We start from the raw sequence: 17838 nt of genomic DNA on the forward strand, positions 1-17838 counted from the left end.
CGCAGCCCCCCTTGCCGACGTGACAGGACGCGAACATGGAGCAGCATCTCGAGTGGATCCACTGCCTCGCCGACGACGAGTTCTACGACGCGCCGGACCGCATGCGCGACCACGACAGCCGCTTCGACGCGGCGAACCGCGACGCGCCGGACGGCTGGCTGCGCGGCGAGGCCGACCTGTGGGTCGGGCTGGAACCCGCGGCCGGCCGCGGGCCGCGGCAGGGCTGGAAGATGCACGTCTCGGTCACCCTGGACGACGCGCCCGGCTGCCTCGACCTGGTCTGGGAGTACTGCGTGGCCAACGAGCTGGCCTTCAAGTTCCTGCGCAGCCTGGACGCCATGGTGGTGCTCAACGCCAAGTACGCGGGGCGTGGCTCGAGCGGGAAGCTGGTCACCTTCTACCCGCGTGACGAGCAGCAGTTCGAGAAGGCGATCACCGACCTGTCCGTGCTGCTCGACGGCATGCCCGGCCCGTACGTGCTGGGCGACCTGCGGATCGGCGCGGGCCCGCTGTACGTCCGCTACGGCGCCTTCACCCAGATGTGGTGCCCGGGTGAGGACGACGAGCCGGTGCTCGCGATCGAGAACGCCGACGGCGAGCTGGTGCCCGACCGCCGCGGGCCGGTCTTCCAGGTGCCGCCGTGGGTCGAGCTTCCGCAGATCCTGAAGCCGCATCTGGAGGCCCGGCACGCCGGCGGCCCGATCGACTTCCCGTACCGGGTGGAGGAGGCCCTGCACTTCTCCAACGCGGGCGGCGTCTACCTGGCCCGCGACGCGGCCGGCGAGAAGGTGGTGTTGCGCGAGGCACGCCCGTACGCCGGCCTGGATCGTAATCACGAGGACGCGGTCGCCCGGCTGCGCCGCGAGCACCGGACGCTGACCCGGCTGGCCGGGCTCGGCTGTGTCCCGGCCGTCCACGACTACCGGATCGTGCAGGGCCACCACTTCCTGGTGGAGGAGTACATCGAGGGGCCGACGCTGCTGCGCGCGGTGCAGACCCGGGGCCCGGCCCTGTTCCCGGACACGCCGGCCGAGACGAACGCGGCCGAGCTGGCGGAGTACCGGCGCTGGGTGCTCGACGTGCTCGACCGGGTCGAGGCGGCGCTGGACGACATCCACGCGCGCGGGATCCGCTTCGGTGACCTGCATCCGTCCAATGTGCTGCTGGGCCCCGGCGGCCGGGTGGTGCTGATCGACTTCGAGTTCGCCGCCGAGCTCGACGACGACCGGCCGCCCGGGCTGGGCGCGCCCGGCTTCGCCGCCCCGGCCGGGCTGACCGGCGCGGCGATCGACGACTTCGCCCTGGACAGCCTGCGGGTGTTCCCGTTCATGATGCTGACCCCGCTCCTCGACCGGACCCGGGCCAAGGCCGGGACCCTGGTCGAGGAGGCGACCGGCACGATGGGGATGCCCGCGCGGTTCGGCGCGGCGCTGCTCCGCACGTACGAGGTGCCGGAGGGGCTGGACGAGGCGGCGCGCTGGTTCGCCGGCGCCGACCCGTCGTGGCCGCGCATCCGGGACTCGATCGTCGCCGGCATCCACGCCGCCGCCACGCCGGAGCGCGACGACCGGTTGTTCCCGGGCAGCCCGGCACAGTTGGGCACCGGCGGCTTCGACCTGTCGTACGGCTCGGCCGGCGTCCTGTTCGCCCTGCACCGGGTGGGCGCGCCGATCCCGGCGGAGTACCTCCGGTGGACCGCCCGCGCGGTCGAACGGGCGCAGCCCCGGCCGGCCCAGGGCCTGTTCAACGGCCCGCACGGCGCGGCCGCGGTGTTCGCGGCGCTCGGCCGGCGCGACGAGGCGCTCGCCGCGCTGGAGGTGGCCCGCCGGTTCGACCGGCTGCCCACCTCGGACACGCTCGCCGCCGGCCGGGCCGGGCGGGCGCTGAACCTGCTCGGCCTGGCGCGGCTCACCGGCGACGACGCGGTGCGCGCGGAGGGCCTGCGGACGGCCGTGGAGATCGGGCGGCGGGTCGAGGCGGGCACCGCCGCGCTGCCGGGTCACGGGCTGCTGCGCGGGCCGTCCGGGGCGGCGCTGCTGTTCATCCGGGCCTACGAGCAGACCGGGGAGGACCGCTACCTGGACTGGGCCCGGCGGGCGCTCGAGCAGGACCTCGACGTCGGCCAGACCCGCGACGACGGGTCGTTCCAGCTCGCGGTCGGCAGCAAGCATCTGCCGTACCTGGACGGCGGCAGCGGCGGGGTCGCGCTCGTGCTGCACGAGTACCAGCGCCACCGCGACGACACCGACGTGTGGCACCTGCTCACCGGGATCCGGCTGGCCTGCAAGGCGCCGACGGTCTACCAGAGCGGGCTGTTCACCGGGCGGGCCGGGTTCATCGCCGTGCTGGCCCGGCTGGGCCACGACGAGGACCGGGCCGCCATCGGGCAGCACGTCCGGCGGCTCGGCTGGCACGCGCTGCTGCGCGGCGGGGACCTGGTGTTCCCCGGGGACCAGCTGTTGCGGCTCTCGCTGGACCTGGCGACCGGGTCGGCGGGGGTCCTGCTCGCGCTGCGCGCGGCGTTCGACGGCGCCACCGGTGTCCTGCCGTATCTCGACCACCGGGTGTGACACCACATCCGGAAGCTCCGGGGGAGGACGGGAAGGGGGTGAACGCAATGGTGAACGTATTGGATCTGCAGTCCCTGCAGGTCGAGGGCTTCGCCCCGTACTGCCCGAGCAACAAGTCGGTGGTCATCGTGGTGACCACGTTCCGCCTGGCGTGACAGCGCACCGGGCGATCCCAGCGGACGCGCAGAGGAGGTGAACAACATGGCGAACGTTCTGGACCTGCAGGCGATGCCGGCTCCGAGCTTCGAGCCGAGCTGCCCGAGCAGCAAGTCGGTGATCATCATCGTGACCAACTTCCGCACGGCGTGACCACACGCCCCGGACCGACCCACTCGCGTGCACGGAGGTAGCCATGTTCCACGTGCTCGACCTGCAACAGCTGCCGCTCTCCGGCGGCGAGGACGAGATCAAGTGTCCCAGCCACGTTTCCATCATCGTGGCGTGACGTAGTGGCCGCCGGTGCGCTCGCCGCGCCGGCGGCCCCTGCCGCGCCCGGATCGGAGGTGACCACATGCTCGACACACCCGCCCATCCGCCGCTGCGGCGCAACCGCGACTTCCGGCTGATCTGGCTCGGCGGCGTCCTGGCCGGGCTCGGCTCGATGATCGGCAACCTGGCCATGCCGCTGCTGGTGCTGCACGAGACCGGCTCACCGGCGAAGGCCGGGCTGCTCGGCACGGTGTCGGCGGTGACGGTGCTGATCGTCATCATCCCGGCCGGCTCGATCGTCGACGCGACCGAACGGCGCCGGCTGATGATCCGCTGCCAGGTGGCCGGCTCGCTGATCGCCGCGGTGATCGCGGTGTTCGTCCTCGCCGGGCATCCGGTGCTGGTCCTGCTGCTGATCGCCACCGCCGTGGTGAGCGTGCTGGGCAGCCTCTACACGCCGGCGTCCAGCGCCCTGCTGCGCGACGCCGTGCCGGCCGGCCAGCTCGGCCTGGCGATCTCCCGGCTGCAGGCCCGGACCGCGGCGCTGCAGATCGCCGGCCCGCTGATCGGCGGGGCGCTGTTCAGCCTCGCGCCGGCGCTGCCGTTCGGCGTCCGCGCGCTCGCGCTGCTGGGGTCGGTCGTCTGCCTGCTCCTGCTGCGGACCCGCTCGGCGCCCGGGCCGGCCGACGGCAGCCCGATGACGCTGGGCAGCCTGACCGCCGGGTTCCGGTTCGTCTGGGGGCACCGCTACCTGCGGGTCGTCCTGTTCGTCTACGGCGCCGGCCTGACCGCCGTCTACAGCGCCGTAATGCTGGTGGCGATCAGCGCCAGCGCGGAGCGGGATCCGAGCGGACGCTCCAGCGGCCTGCTGGTCGCGGTGGTCGCGGTCGGCTCGCTCGCCGGGGCGCTGCTGGCGCCCCGCCTGGGCACCCCGCGGCATCCGCGGCTGCTGACCGTGCTCAGTTGCTGGGCGTTCGCGGCGGCGATCCCGGTGCTGGCGCTGCTGACCCGGCCGGCCGCGATGGGCGCGGTGCTCGGCGCCGCGATGTTCCTGTCCGCGATCGGCAACGTGGCCTTCGAGACCGAGATGATCCGGCTCACCCCGTCCGACCTGATCGGCCGGGCCGAGGCGGGCGCCATCTTCATCTCGCTGCTGGCCCAGCCGCTGGGTCCGCTCGGCGGCGGCCTGCTGGTCGAGAACCTCGGCTCCCGGCCCGCTTTCGTTCTGCTCGGTGGTGTGGTCGCCGTGCTGGCCACCCTGCTCACGGTGTTCCTGATACCTCGAACCCGGTCAATATAGCGACTGACGCGGGCCCCGGAGCGTGGCTAGCCTGCCGGGGTGAACGAGGACACCGAGACGCAGGTTCGGCTGCTGGGTCCGGTCGACATCGTGCTGGGCGGCATCGATCAGCAGGTCAGCGGGCTGCGCCGGAAGGCGCTGCTGGCCGTGCTCGCCCTCCACCACCGCCAGGTGGTCGCCACCGATCAGCTCGTCGACATCGTCTGGGGCGAGGCCGCCGGATCGGTGAGCGTCAACACCGTGCAGCGGCACATCTCGTACCTGCGGGCGCTGCTGGGCGGGCGGCGGGCGGTCGTCGCCCGGCCGCCGGGCTACCTGCTGGCGCTGCCGCCCGGGGCGGTCGACGCCGGGCTCGCCGACGAGCTGGTCGACCAGGCCGGCCGGGCGGACGCGCCGGCCGACCGGGCCCGGCTCGCCGAGCGGGCACGCCGGCTGTGGCGCGGCGAACCGCTGGGCGGGGTCACCGACATCGCCTGGCTCGGGGACGCCGCCCAGCGCCTGAGCGGGCTGTTCCTGCGCGCCACCCACATCCTGATGGACGCCCGGCTGGCGCTGGGTGAGCACGCCGGCGTGCTGCCCGAGCTGGACCGGCTGGCGGCCGGCAATCCGCTGGACGAGCGCCTGCAGAGCCAGCTCATCCTGGCGCTCTACCGCAGCGGCCGGCAGGCCGACGCGCTGGACCGCTACCGGCGGCTGCGCCACACGCTCGCCGAGGAGCTGGGCATCCTGCCCAGCGGCGAACTGCGCGAGCTGGAGACGGCGATCCTGCGCCAGGATCCGGCGCTGGCGCCGCCGCGGCCGGCCGTCGCCGTCCGGCCCGCCCCGAGCGCACCGCAGCCGCCCCGGCCGGGCCTGGTCCGGCTCACCGGCACGCCCGTGGTGGGCCGGGCCGGCGAGCTGGCCACGGTCCGGGCCGCGGTCGAGTCGGTGGCCCGCGGCCACGGGGGCGCGATCTTCGTGCTCGGCGAACCCGGGATCGGCAAGAGCCGCCTGGCCACCGAGGCGGCCGGGCTGGCCGAGCGGGCCGGGCTCACCGTGCTGCGCGGCCGGTCCGCGACCCCGGAGGCCCAGTTCCGCGCGCTGGCCGAGGCGTTGCAGTCGGTGCTGCGCCGCGCCGGGGCGCCGGCCGGGCCGGAGCTCGGGCCGTACCGGCCGGCGCTGTCGGTGCTGGTCCCGGAGTGGCGCGACGAACGCGGGCCGGCCTCGGACACCTCCCTGGTGGTGCTGGCCGAGGCGGTGCTGCGGCTGCTGGCCACGGTGGGCCGGCCGCACGGCTGCGTGCTGATCGTCGAGGACCTGCACGACGCCGACGCGGACACCCTCACCGTCCTGGACTACCTGATCGACAACCTCGGCCGGGAGCGGCTGCTGGTGATCGGCACCAGCCGGGCCACGCCGGGCGCCGCGCTGAACCTGATCCGCACGGCCCAGCACCGGCGGGTGGCCACCGTCGCCGACCTGGGCCGGCTCGGCGACGACCAGGTCCGCGACCTGGCCGCCAACTGCCTCGGCGTGGACGCGAACGAGGTGCCCGGCCCGGTTATCGAACGCCTGCTGGCCACCGCGGACGGCGTGCCGTTGCACGTCGAGGAGCTGCTCGCGGCGATGGCCGGCGACGGCGTGCTGGCCTGGACCGGCACCGGCTGGGCGGTGACCGGGCCGGTGCCGGCCGGCGTGCCGGCGAGCCTGCGGACCACTCTGGTCGGCCGCACCGACCGGCTCGGTCCGGCGGCGGCCGGGCTGCTGCGGGCGGCCGCCCTGTTCGGCCGGCGGTTCCCGGCGGTGGCCGCCGGCGCCGCCGCCGGGCTGTCCGGCCCGGACCTGATCGCCGGCCTGCGGGAGGTGGTCGACAGCCAGCTGGTGGTGCCCGAGGACGATCCCCAGTGGTACGCCTTCCGGCACGTCCTGACCGCCGAGTCGCTGCTCGCCGTCTCGCTGCCGCTGGAGCGCGCGGCGCTGGCCCGGCGCGCCGCCCAGGCGCTGGAGAGTCCGCCGGTCCCCCACTTCGACGGCACCGACCAGCTCGCCGGGACACTGTGGAGCATCGCCGGGGAACCGGTGCTCGCCGCCGAACGGTTCGCCCGTGCCGGTCGCCGGGCGATCGGGCAGGGCGCCGTGTCGACCGCCGTCACGCTGCTGGAACGGGCCGCCGGGCTACTGGCCGGCGACTGCACCGGCGACACCGCGCTGGAGGTGCGCGAGGCGCTGATCGACGCGTACGCGATCGCCGGCCGGGTCGCCGACGCCTACCCGATCGGCGACCGCCTCGACGAGCGGGCCGCCCCGCACCGCCGGGCCCGCCTGCACCTGCGACTGGCCCACGTCGCCGTCGCCGCCGGGCACTGGGAGCGCGGCTCGCGGGAGTTGTCCGCCGCCCGGCGCGCGGCCGGCGATGCCCCCGACCCCGGCCTGACCGCCCGGATGGACGAGGTCCAGGCGCAGCTGGCGTTCGGCGATCCGGCCACCCCGGACCGGCTGGCCACCACGGTCGCACTGGCCGGGCGGGCGCTGCGCGGCGCCCAGGCGGCCGGCCTGCCCGAGGTGTCCTGCGGCGCGCTCAAGACGCTGGGCCGCTGCGCCCGCCTGCGCGACCTGGCCGAGGCCGACGACCTGTACGAACGGGCGCTGGCCATCGCGACCGAGCACCACCTGCTGACCTGGCGGATCACCCTGCTCTACAACCTGGGCGCCGGCCACGGCATCCGGCACGCCGACGACAGCCGGCTGCGCGAGGCGCTCACCCTGGCCACCGAGGCCGGCGCGGTCGCCACCGCCCTCGACATCCGGCTGGAGCTGTCCATCCTGCGGCTGTGCCGGGGCGAGTTCGAGGCGGCCGACGCCGACGCCCGGCACTGCGAGGAGACCGCCGGCCGGCTGCGGCTGACCCTGACCCAGCAGATCGCGGTGGGCGTGCGCGCGATCGTCGCCGGGCACCGCGCCCGCCGCGCCGACCTCGCCGCGCTGCTGGCCCGCTTCGCCGGGCTCGGCGCCGCCGACGACGACTTCTCGTCGGCCACCCACGGCCTCGGGACCGCGTTCTGTCACCTGCTGCACGAGCAGCACGGGCCGGCGCTGGCCGAGCTGGACGAGGCGAGCGCCCGGGAGGCGCGGCAGCCGACGCCGTACCTGTCGCTGATCCACGGCCCGCACCTGCTGATGTCCGTGCGCGCCGGGCGGGCCGGCGCCGCCGAGTGCGCCGCGTTCGCCGGGTCCGCACAGCAGCAGGCCGCCTGGAACCGGCAGTTCCTGGTACTCGCCGAGGCGTTCGTGCACGGCCGGGCCGGCCGTGCGGACGACGCGACCCGGGCGGTGGCCCGGTTCCTGGCGGTCTCCGCGCCGTACCCGCTCGCCCGGCACCTCGGGCTGCGGCTGGTCGCGCAGGAGGCGCTCGACGGCGGGTGGGGTGACCCGGTGGCCTGGCTGCGCACCGCCGACACGTACTTCCACGACGCCGCCCCGCACGTGGCCCGGGCCTGCCGCGACCTGATGCGCAAGGCCGGCGCCCCGGTGCCGCAACACCGCCAGGGCAGCGCCGCGCTGCCCGCCCGGCTGCGCCGGCACGGTGTCACCGTCCGCGAGTACGAGGTGCTGGACCTGGTGGTGGCCGGGATGACCAACCAGCAGATCGGCGACCAGCTCTACCTCTCGTCGCGGACCGTCGAGAAGCACGTCGCCAGCCTGCTGGCCAAGACCGGCGCCGAGCGACGTGGCGCCCTGGCCGCCTTCACCCGCGAATCTGGGTAGCGCCCCGGACAACGGTGGTAGCCCTCAGTCATGTGCCCCTCCCCCACGTCCCCACAGGATGGCCGTAGTCACCTTCGTCGAAAGGACCGTCATCATGCGTACGAACCGGGCCGGCTCGCTCCTCGTGGCCGGCATCGTCGTCGCCGGAACACTGGTCCCCGGCAGCGCGGGCGCGGCCGCACCCCTGTGGAAGACGCCGCCGGCCACCCCGCTGCCCCCGGGTGCGACCAACACCGTGCTCCAGGACGTCTCGGTGATCGCCCCGAACGACGTGTGGGCGGTCGGCACCTGGTGGAACGACGACCAGGTCGGCCCGTTCACCGTGCACTGGGACGGCACGGCCTGGAAGTCGGTGCCGGCGCCGGAGCTGTCCCAGCCGACGTACCTGACCGGCGTCGACACGCTCGCGCCCGACAACGTCTGGGCGGTCGGCAGCGGCGACGACGACGCGCCCGGCGCACCGGTGCCGACCACCGGCGTGCTCCTGCACTTCGACGGCACGGCGTGGAGCTCCGCGCCGGCGCCGGCGGCCGCGGCCGGGGTGGAGACCGACCTGGACGACATCGACATGCGCACCCCGGACGACGGCTGGGCGGTCGGGCACACCGAGAAGAGCGGCGCGAGCGATCCGCTGATCCTGCACTGGCACGCCGGGACCTGGACGCAGTCCGCCGCGCCGGCGCTGCCCGGCGTCGAGCTCACCTCGGTGGTCGCGGCGGCTGCCGACGACGTCTGGGCGGTCGGATCCGGCGCCGTACTGCACTTCGACGGCGCGACCTGGACCCGGGTGGACGTGCCGATCATCGGCACGGTCGTGATGAACAGCGTCGCGGCGGTCTCCGGGGAGGTCTGGATCGGCGGCGCCACCTGCGTCACCACGCTGGTCTGCGCCCCGATGGTGCTGCACCGGACGGCGACCGGGTGGAAGTCCGAGACCTCGGCCGGCGGCGGCTCCGTGGTGACCGAGGTGGTGGCGTCGAAGGCGGGCGTCTGGACGTTCGGCTACCACCGCACGGTGACCGGGCAGGAGAGCGGCCACGTGGAGCGCTGGACCGGACAGGGTTTCCAGGCCGACAACTCGGTCGTGGTGCCGGGCGGGCCGGTCGACCGCGCCCACCCGCAGGGCGAGATCGCGTCGGCCACCCCGCTCGCCGGGGCCTCGAACGACCCGGCGGGCAGCATGGTCTGGGCGGTCGGCTGGCAGGCCGGCCCGCCCCGCTCCCCGAACGTCATCTACTGGTCCTGAAGACCCCCGGCTTCCGCCGGAAAACCAAACCCGATTTGGCGTACGGCGTGAGCTAGCCGATCGCCGTCGCCAGGTCGGCCGCGGTCTCGAAGGCGGCGGCAGCCCGAACGGTCTGGTCCGCGTCGAGCGCAACCCGCTCGGCGCGGGCCAGCATCGTCACCGCCGTGTCATGCTCGCCCAGCGCCACCGCCAGTTCAGCCCGGTAGACCAGCACCTCCACCTGCGCAACCGGGTCGTCGTCAGGCTGCGACCGGGCCAGCGCACTGTCCAGGATCCGCACGGCCTGGTGGAGGTCACCCCGCGAGTCCCCCTGCACGACGGCGTTCGCCAGCGCTTTGGCGAGACGCCCGGCGGGCTCGGAAGCCGGCGCGGGCGGCTCGTCGACCTTCTGCACGACCCGGATCCAGTTGCCACCCGGATCGACCACGCTGAACCCGCCCACGCCGTCGTAGTTCTTCCGCGCCCGCGGCCGGGTCATCCGCGGTGTCCCGGACACCAGCACCTTCCCGTACGCGGCCCGCATACCCGCCGCGAACGCCCGGTGCAGCTCCCCGAGGTCCGAGGTCAGCACCAGGCACGAGCCGTAGGAGTCCTGCGGGTCGAACCCGGCCATCTCGAAGAAGTGCAGGTGCAGATCCTCGCGCCGCAGCGCCACATACGGGTTCGGCTTGCGCTGCCGGTAGGTCACGCCGAAGCCGAGCACCTGGTAGAAGGCGGCAATGTCGTCGATGGACGCACAGGGCAGCAGTGGAACGGTCACCTCGTTGGCCATTGCTCCTTCCTAGGCGTCGCGACGCGTCACTCGCACATGGAAATAGCCGATCGACGCCGCAGCCTGACCGTTCAGCCGGGCCGCCCGGTCAGCAGCTTCAGCAGCAGCACGAGATGCGGCAAGGCGGCCGCACGCCGGGTGGTGACCGCGGCGACGTGCCGGACCAGCCGGTACGGGCCGAGCTCGACGACCGCCTGCTCCGCCGACTCCGCCAGGGCCACCCGCGGGATCAGCGACACCCCGACCCCGGCCCGGACCAGGGCCTGGGCGAAGAAGTAGTCCGTGGTGGCGGCCGCCACGTCCAGCTCCACGCCGACTCCCGCGGCGTACCGTCGCAAATGCTCCTCGGTCTTGAGACAGCCCAGCACCCAGCGCTCGCCGGCCAGCTCGGACAGGTCCAGCCGGGTACGGCCGGCCAGCGGGTGCCGGCGCGGCAGGACCGCGTACATCGGATCGTCGGCCAGCGGCGCCCAGATCAGCCGGCGCTGCTCGCCCGGGGTCAGCGGCCGCGGCTCGCCGAGGGTGTAGGTCAGCGCCAGGTCGGCCGAGCCGTCGCGGACCAGCGGCAGGCTGTGCTCGGGCTCGCGTTCCAGCACGGTCAGCTCCAGCTCCGGGTGCACCGCGAGCAGGGCGGTGAGCGCGTCCGGGAGCAGCGCCCGCCCTCCGCTGCCGAACGTGGCGATCCGCAGCGGGGTGCGCCCGCCGGCCAGCCGGTCGATGCGCTGCCGGGTGGCGGCCAGCTCGGCGGTGACCGTCTCGGCCGCCTCGACCAGCAGCCGGCCGGCCGCGGTCAGGGTCACCCCCTTCGAGGTGCGGATCACCACCGCCGTGCCGACGTCGCGTTCCAGGGCCGCGACCTGCTGGGAGATCGCCGAGGCGGTCAGGCCCATCGCGGTCGCGGCCCGGCTGAAGCTGCCGTGCAGCGAGACCTGGTGCAGGATCCGCAACCGGCCGGTGTCGATCATCAGCGTTAAGCCCTCCTTACGGCGGCACCAGTAGATCATTACTTCTGCTGCAGGGTGACGGGCGGCAGGATCGGTGCTCGTGAGAGTTCTGATCATCGGGGGGAGCCGGTACTTCGGACGCCGGCTCGTTCACGACATGCACGCCGCCGGGCACCGGGTGACCGTCCTGAACCGCGGGTCGAGCCCGCCGCCGGACGGGGCCGGCCACCTGATCGCCGACCGCGACGACGAGACGGCCATGCACACCGCGCTCGCCGGGCAGGAGTTCGACGTGGTCCTCGACCAGGTCTGTTACACGCCGCGGCAGGCCGAGATCAGCCGCCGGGCGGTCACCGGGCGGGTCGGCCGGTATGTGATGACCTCGACCGTCGAGGTGTACTTCCCGTTCGCCGGCCCCGAGCCCGCCCTCACCGAGAGCCTGCGCCCGCCGTCCGCCCCCGCCGGGGACTACGGCGAGGACAAGCGCCGGGCCGAGGCGATTTTCCAGCAAAAACCAGATTTTGTGTACGCCTCGATCCGGCTCGCCCACGTCCTCGGCGGCGGCCCGGCCGACTTCACCGGCCGGCTCGCGCACTACGTGTCCCGGATCCGCGCCGGCGAGCCGATCGCGATCCACGCCCGGCCGACACCGGCCTCGTTCATCCGGGACCGCGAGGCGGCACGAGTGCTGGCCTGGGCGGCCGGCGCGACCGTGACCGGCCCGCTCAACGCGGCCTCCGACGGCCCGGCCGACGTGCGCGACCTGTGCGCGGCGATCGGCGCCCACGTCGGCCGCGAGCCGCGCTACCGCGTCGTCGCGGACGGGGAGACCGCCTCGCCGTTCTCCTTCCCGGCGTCCCGCCCGATGGACACCGCCCGCGCCGCCCGGCACGGGTTCACCTTCGGCACGCTGCGCCACTGGCTGCCCGACGTGCTCGACGAGGTGCGCTGAGATGCGACTGCGACAGCTGGGCCGATGGCAGGTCGGCGCGATCGGGCTGGGCGCGATGCCACTGTCGATCGAGAACCGGCCGGACGAGGCGCGGGCCCTGGCCACCATCCGGGCCGCCGTCGACGCCGGGGTGACCCTGATCGACACCGCCGACGCCTACCACTGGCACGCCGGCGAGGCCGGCCACAACGAACGGCTGATCGCCAAAGCCCTCTCCGGGGTGCCCGGGGTGCTGGTCGCCACCAAGGGCGGACGGGGCCGGCCCGGCGACGGCTCGTGGACCGTGGACGCCCGGCCCGAGCATCTGATCCGCGCCTGCGAGGCGTCCCTGCGCCGGCTCGGCACCGACCGGATCGGCCTGTATCAACTGCACAAACCGGACCCGGCGGTGCCGTGGGCCGACTCGGTCGGCGCGCTGCGCACCCTGCTCGACGACGGGAAGATCGCGGCGGCCGGCCTCTCCAATGTGACGGGTGCGCAGGTCCGCGCGGCCCACGAGATCCTCGGAACCGGCCTCGTCTCGGTGCAGAACCGGTTCTCCCCCGCGGTCCGCGAGCACGCCTCGGTCCTGGCGCTGTGCACCGCGCTCGGCCTGGCGTTCCTGCCGTGGAGCCCGCTCGGTGGACTGTCCCGCAGCGCCCTGGACGGCCCGTCGGACCGGACCGGGATCCTGCCCGCGTTCGCGGCCGTGGCCCGGGCCCGCGGCGTGAGCCCGCAGCGGGTGGGGCTGGCCTGGCTGCTCGCGCTGTCCCCGGCGGTCGTGCCGATCCCGGGGGCGAGCCGCCCGGAGAGCATCCGGGACTCGGCCGCCGCCGCGGACCTGATCCTCGAACCCGGCGAACTTCAGGAGCTTCCGGCCGCCGGTGGCTGAGGTGCGCGGGCCGGTTGCGGTTGTCGCGTTTTCCCGCCGTACGGCAATCGGCAGTGCCCCACCGCGACCAGCGGCGAACCCGGACGTGATCGCCCACCGCGCCCCGCGAAACGCCTTCGCGTAAGCGCGCGGGATCGTACGGTGAGCAGGTGCCTGGCGCCTCGGCGAAGCACACCCGCCGACGCATTGGAGTCACCGCTGATGACCGTGCCGACCCGTCGTTCCCTGGCGGATCTGAGCGTGCGGATCAAGATCCTCGCCGCGATCGGTGTCGCCGCCGTGGTCGCCCTGGTCGTCGGCCTGGTCACGCTGGTGGCGCTGAACAAGGCCGCGGACTCCGCGCAGGCGATCTACGACAACAACGTGGCCAACACCGCCCAGATCGGGCTGGTCCGGTCGGCGATCACCCAGGCCCGGCTGGACATGGCGACCTCGATGATCGCCCCGGACGACGCCACCAGCAGCAGCTACAACACGGCCTACGCGGCGGACCTGACGGCCGTCACCGACGCCATCACGAACTACCGCAGCGGCACCTACGCCGGTGATCCGGCCACGGTGACCGCGCTGGAGCAGGACTGGGCGACCTACCAGCAGATCGCCAAGGACCACCTGGCGTCGGCCGCCGACGCCAACGACGCCACCGCCTGGACCAAGGTCAACGAGCAGGAGATCGGGCCGGTGATCACGAAGATCCTGGCCGGCGTCGAAGCGCTGAGCACGGCCGAATCCGCGGACGCGCAGACCAACGCCGAGGCCGCGCAGTCCAGCTCGTCGTCGTCGCGGACGCTGTCGATCGTGTTGCTCGGCCTCGGTCTGGTGCTCGCGCTGGGCCTGGGCGCGGTGGTCGCCACCGCGATCGTGCGCTCGCTGAACCGGGTCAAAATGGTGTGCGAGGCGCTCGCCGACGGCGACCTGACCCGCACCAGCGGCCTGTCCTCGCGGGACGAGCCGGGCAGCATGGGCCGCGCCCTGGACGCCGCGATGACCCGGCTGCGCGCCACCGTCGCCACCATCGACGGCTCCGCCACCTCGCTGGCCGGCGCGACCCAGCAGATGGAGGGCGTCTCCGCGCAGATCGCCGCGTCCGCCGAACGGACCACCGCCGAGGCGCGGAACGTGTCGGCCGCCGCCGACGAGGTCTCCCGCAGCGTCGGCACGGTCTCGGCCGGCGGCGAGGAGATCGGCGCCTCGATCCGGGAGATCTCGCAGAACGCCACCGAGGCCGCCCGGGTCGCCGGGGAGGCGGTCGACCTGGCCGCGCGCACCTCCCACACGATGGGCAAACTCGGCGAGTCGTCCAACGAGATCGGCAACGTCATCAAGGTGATCACGGCGATCGCCGAGCAGACCAACCTGCTCGCCCTCAACGCCACCATCGAGGCCGCCCGCGCCGGCGAGCTGGGTAAGGGCTTCGCGGTGGTCGCCTCCGAGGTCAAGGACCTGGCCCAGGAGACGTCCCGGGCCACCGAGGACATCTCCCGCCGGGTGCAGACGATCCAGGCCGACACCACCGGGGCGATCACCGCGATCGAGGAGATCTCCCGGGTCATCGCCCGGATCAGCGACTTCCAGACCACGATCGCGTCGGCGGTCGAGGAGCAGACCGCCACCACCGCGGAGATGAACCGGAGCGTCACCGAGGCCGCCTCCGGGACGTCCAGCATCGCCCACACGATCACCACGGTCACCGACGCGGCCCGGGTGACCAGCGAGGGCGCGTCCCACTCCCAGCAGGCCACCGGCGAACTGGCCCGCCTCTCCACCGAACTCAGCGGCCTGGTGTCGACGTTCCGCTACTGAGCCGCGCTCCGGTGGTGAGCCGCGCTCCGCTACTGGGCCGCGCTCCGGTGGTGAGCCGCGCTCCGCTGGTGAGCCGTCAGATCACCGGAACGGCAGGCGGGTCGAGCAGCGCGCGGTCGCCGTCGGCGCCACCGCTCAGGGCGGCGGCCACGTCCTCGTGCGGGGTGCCCAGCCGGACCGCGCTGACCTCGTCCAGCCGCCGATAGTGCCGGTCGTCGAGTTCGAGGTCCAGCGACTTCAGGTATTCGTCCAGCTGGGCCGGGGTGCGCGGGCCGACGATCGGGACCAGGGCGGTGGCGGCCAGCGCGGCCCGGCGGCGCAGCCAGGCCAGCGAGGCCTGGACCGCGGTGACCCCGAGCTCGCCGGCGACGGCCAGCACCGCGTCGACGACGGCGGTGCGCTGCGCGTCCCCCTCGATCGCGTCGCCCCGGGCGCTCAGCCGGCCCGGCTCACCCTGCCGGTACTTGCCGGTGAGCAGTCCTCCGGCCAGCGGCGAGTACAGCACCACGCCGAGGCCGTGCGCCTGCGCCATCGGCAGCAACTCCCGCTCGGCGGATCGCTCGGCCAGGCTGTACTCGGTCTGCACCCCGACCAGCGGGGTCAGCCCGCCCAGATCGGCCCGGATCGCGGCGCCGGCGACCCGCCAGGCCGGGAAGTTGGACAGGCCGGCGTGCCGGATCTTCCCGGCCCGGATCAGGTCGTCGAACCCGGCCAGGATCTCCTCGATCGGCGTGACGCCGTCCGGGAAATGCGGCATGAAGACGTCGACGTGGTCGGTGTCCAGCCGGCGCAGACTCGCCTCCAGCGACCGGATCATGATCTTGCGGCTGTTCCCGGTCGTGCCGGGGCGGGGCTCGGCCTGCCGGGTCCCGCCGTACTTGGTGATCACCACGAAGTCGTCCCGGCGACCGCCGAGCAACCCGCCGAGCACCGCTTCGGCCTGCCCGCCCTGGTAGATGTCGGACGTGTCGAACGTCGTGCCACCGGCGGCCACGAACGCCTCGAAGATCTGCCGGGCGGCGTCGGCGTTCGCGGTGCTGAAGTTCGCCGTCCCGAGCGTGTACTCCGACACGCGCAGCCCGGTCCGGCGACCGAAGGTCTGGTAACGCAAGGCAACTCCCGAAGTCGGTAGGCTGCCGACAGTAACACCTAAAAAGAGGAGTCACTCTTTTATGCCCAGGGTCAGCCAAGCCCATCTGGATGCTCGCCGCCAGCAGATCGTGGACGCCGCCCGCGCCCGGTTCGCCAGTCACGGCTTCGCGCACACCTCGATGGCCGACATCATCGCCGAGTCCGGGCTCTCCAACGGCGCCATCTACCGGTACTTCAGCAGCAAGGAACAGATCGTCATCGCGGTCTGCGAGCAGGGCACCGAGGCCCTGCCGAGGGCGCTCACCGCCGAGGCCGTGGCCGGCTTCCTCGACCACATCCGGGCCCGGGCGCACGGCACCAGGCACGCCCAGCTGGTCGCCCAGATCTACGCCGAAGCCGCGGTGTCACCGCCGCTGGCCGCGGTGGTGCAACGACAGCTCGCCGCCATGCGGGCCGCGGTCGCCGAGCTGGTGCCGGACTCCCGGCGTCCGCGGGCCGCGCAGATCGCCGAGGCGTTCGTGGCCCTGTGCGTCAGCTACAACCAGCAGCTGGCGATCCGCGGCGACCTGGATCCGGCGCCGTACACCGCGGCGCTGATGGCAATCATCAACGGCTGACCGAGCCCGCTGGCCGCCTCTCGGGGAGTAGTTGCTCTTTTTGGCTCCGCGCATTGCCGCTTCACAGCGACGACGTGCCAGACCGCACAGCCGCTGCAGCATCCTAGGAACCTGGGTCATTTCTGGTAGCGTCCGGGGATCATGACCGACGATTCGTTCCCGGCAGCGGCGCAGGTCGGCGAGATCCTGGCGGGAACCGTTGCCGAAGTCACGCCGCACGGTGTCGTGGTGCGGCTCGACAACTTTGCCGGCGACCCGGTCGGCTTCATCGACAGCCACAACTACTCCTGGCGGTTCTCCCGGCAGCCGTCCGCCGATGACACCCTGCAGCTCGGCGACCGGGTTTCCGGCGAGGTCATCGCGGTCGATCAGCCGGGGCGGCGGGTCACCCTCTCCCGGGCGGCGACCGAGCATCCGCAGTTGTGGGCCTTCCTCAAGGCTCTCCACCGGGGACAGCGGATGTCCGGGACCGTGGCGGCCATCGAGTCGTTCGGCGTCTTCGTGGATCTGGACGACGGGCCGAAGCACCCGGCCTTCCCCGGCGTCGGATTCATCACCATCCCCGAGTTGTCCTGGCGCAGCTTCGAGGACACGTTCGCGATCGTCGCCATCGGACAGCGCGTCACCTGCGAAGTTCTCGCCTTCGACACCTACAACGGGGAGGCCCGGCTGTCGCTGCGCGCTACGGAGCCCGACCCGTTCCAGGACTTCGCCCGCACCGTCCGGGTGGGGCAGATCCTGCGCGGCCCGGTCACGAAGCTGGTGCCGTTCGGAGCCTTCGTCCGCGTCACCGACGCCGTCGAGGGCCTGATCCACCTCAGCAAGCTCTCCCCCACCCCGATCGAGACACCGGACCAGGCAGTCCGGGTCGGCGACGAGGTCACCGTCGAGATCACCGAGATCGACACGATCCGGCGCCGTCTCTCCCTCTCCCGCCACCACTGAACGGTTGCCGGAGCCGGCGCGGACAGGTTGGCGGTGTGATGCTGTCCGGAGTCCTGGTGGCCGCGGAACTCGTCGGGAGCTCGGGCTTCCGGGCCGAAACGGGCAAGTGGACCACGCTGTCGCTGGAGTCCTACGGCGCCCGCTGGTCCCCCGCCTCGGACCGGGCCGCCTCGGCCGTCGAGCCCACCGAGCTGCTGCTCACCGGTGTCCTGCTGCCGTTCGCCCGCCCGTGTCTCCTCGGTGGGTGGGTGCTGGACGTCGACGGTGTCCCGATCCACGTCGGCGCCTCGCCGCCGGATGCGCCGCTCCCCCGGCCCGGGCAACGGGTCGAGGTCCGCGGCCCGGTCGGTGTCGCCGACGACTACGTGGTCGACGAGGTGCAGCGGGCGTTGCAGCGCCGCACGGCACGGGAGTGGCTGGTGCGGCGCATCGTGCGGCACAGACCGTTCACCGCCGGCGGCGTGCGAAGGATCCGCCCGGAGGTGGTCCCCTCGATCCGGCACACCGCGGACACCAGCAGCTACCTGATCGATCTGCGGGCGCCGTGAGCGGG

At 73.8% G+C, this 17838-nt stretch carries 13 protein-coding genes; 10 read left to right on the plus strand and 3 right to left on the minus strand.

Translation table 11 applies throughout. From position 1 onward, the window contains the following. Positions 1–35 precede the first annotated feature (35 nt). The 4 genes from lanKC (at position 36) to L3i22_RS33705 (ending at position 9289) form a co-directional block, all read left to right on the plus strand. Entirely contained in the window at positions 36–2570 is a 2535-nt protein-coding gene (gene lanKC, locus L3i22_RS33690; RefSeq protein WP_221321523.1) for a class III lanthionine synthetase LanKC, read from the plus strand. 511 nt (positions 2571–3081) lie between these two features. After that, positions 3082–4299 (plus strand): MFS transporter, encoded by a 1218-nt coding sequence (locus L3i22_RS33695; protein WP_221321524.1) that lies wholly within the window; start codon positions 3082–3084, stop codon positions 4297–4299. Between the two features lie 39 nt (positions 4300–4338). Next, positions 4339–8043 (plus strand): BTAD domain-containing putative transcriptional regulator, encoded by a 3705-nt coding sequence (locus L3i22_RS33700; RefSeq protein WP_221321525.1) that lies wholly within the window; start codon positions 4339–4341, stop codon positions 8041–8043. A 94-nt stretch (positions 8044–8137) separates the two neighbouring features. Next, on the plus strand, positions 8138–9289 hold the full coding sequence (locus L3i22_RS33705; RefSeq protein WP_221321526.1) for a hypothetical protein: 1152 nt from the start codon (positions 8138–8140) through the stop codon (positions 9287–9289). 52 nt (positions 9290–9341) lie between these two features. Here the strand turns inward: L3i22_RS33705 and L3i22_RS33710 are convergent, their stop codons facing one another. Both L3i22_RS33710 and L3i22_RS33715 read right to left on the minus strand, forming a co-directional pair. Further along, positions 9342–10061, minus strand: a complete 720-nt coding sequence (locus L3i22_RS33710) for a VOC family protein (protein ID WP_221321527.1) — start codon at positions 10059–10061, stop codon at positions 9342–9344. Between the two features lie 71 nt (positions 10062–10132). Further along, on the minus strand, positions 10133–11026 hold the full coding sequence (locus L3i22_RS33715; RefSeq protein WP_221321528.1) for a LysR family transcriptional regulator: 894 nt from the start codon (positions 11024–11026) through the stop codon (positions 10133–10135). A 79-nt stretch (positions 11027–11105) separates the two neighbouring features. On the opposite strand from L3i22_RS33715, the gene L3i22_RS33720 reads away from it, so the two are divergent. The 3 genes from L3i22_RS33720 (at position 11106) to L3i22_RS33730 (ending at position 14631) form a co-directional block, all read left to right on the plus strand. Then, on the plus strand, positions 11106–11957 hold the full coding sequence (locus L3i22_RS33720; protein ID WP_221321529.1) for an NAD-dependent epimerase/dehydratase family protein: 852 nt from the start codon (positions 11106–11108) through the stop codon (positions 11955–11957). A gap of 1 nt (position 11958) precedes the next feature. Continuing rightward, positions 11959–12828 carry an aldo/keto reductase gene (locus L3i22_RS33725; RefSeq protein ID WP_221321530.1) on the plus strand — a complete coding sequence of 290 codons (870 nt, stop codon included), beginning with the start codon at positions 11959–11961 and terminating at the stop codon, positions 12826–12828. Between the two features lie 201 nt (positions 12829–13029). Continuing rightward, positions 13030–14631 carry a methyl-accepting chemotaxis protein gene (locus L3i22_RS33730; RefSeq protein WP_221321531.1) on the plus strand — a complete coding sequence of 534 codons (1602 nt, stop codon included), beginning with the start codon at positions 13030–13032 and terminating at the stop codon, positions 14629–14631. 76 nt (positions 14632–14707) lie between these two features. Here L3i22_RS33730 and L3i22_RS33735 read toward each other — a convergent pair whose 3' ends face one another. After that, entirely contained in the window at positions 14708–15742 is a 1035-nt protein-coding gene (locus L3i22_RS33735; RefSeq protein WP_221321532.1) for an aldo/keto reductase, read from the minus strand. 61 nt (positions 15743–15803) lie between these two features. Between L3i22_RS33735 and L3i22_RS33740 the strand changes: the two genes are divergently transcribed. The 3 genes from L3i22_RS33740 to L3i22_RS33750 all read left to right on the plus strand — a co-directional run bounded on the left by L3i22_RS33740 (position 15804) and on the right by L3i22_RS33750 (position 17833). Next, on the plus strand, positions 15804–16340 hold the full coding sequence (locus tag L3i22_RS33740) for a TetR/AcrR family transcriptional regulator (RefSeq protein WP_221321533.1): 537 nt from the start codon (positions 15804–15806) through the stop codon (positions 16338–16340). Between the two features lie 141 nt (positions 16341–16481). Beyond that, positions 16482–17285, plus strand: a complete 804-nt coding sequence (locus tag L3i22_RS33745; RefSeq protein ID WP_221321534.1) for a S1 RNA-binding domain-containing protein — start codon at positions 16482–16484, stop codon at positions 17283–17285. Between the two features lie 35 nt (positions 17286–17320). Beyond that, on the plus strand, positions 17321–17833 hold the full coding sequence (locus L3i22_RS33750; RefSeq protein ID WP_221321535.1) for a hypothetical protein: 513 nt from the start codon (positions 17321–17323) through the stop codon (positions 17831–17833). Positions 17834–17838 lie beyond the last annotated feature (5 nt).

Source organism: Actinoplanes sp. L3-i22, assembly GCF_019704555.1.
Classification (GTDB): Bacteria; Actinomycetota; Actinomycetes; order Mycobacteriales; family Micromonosporaceae; genus Actinoplanes.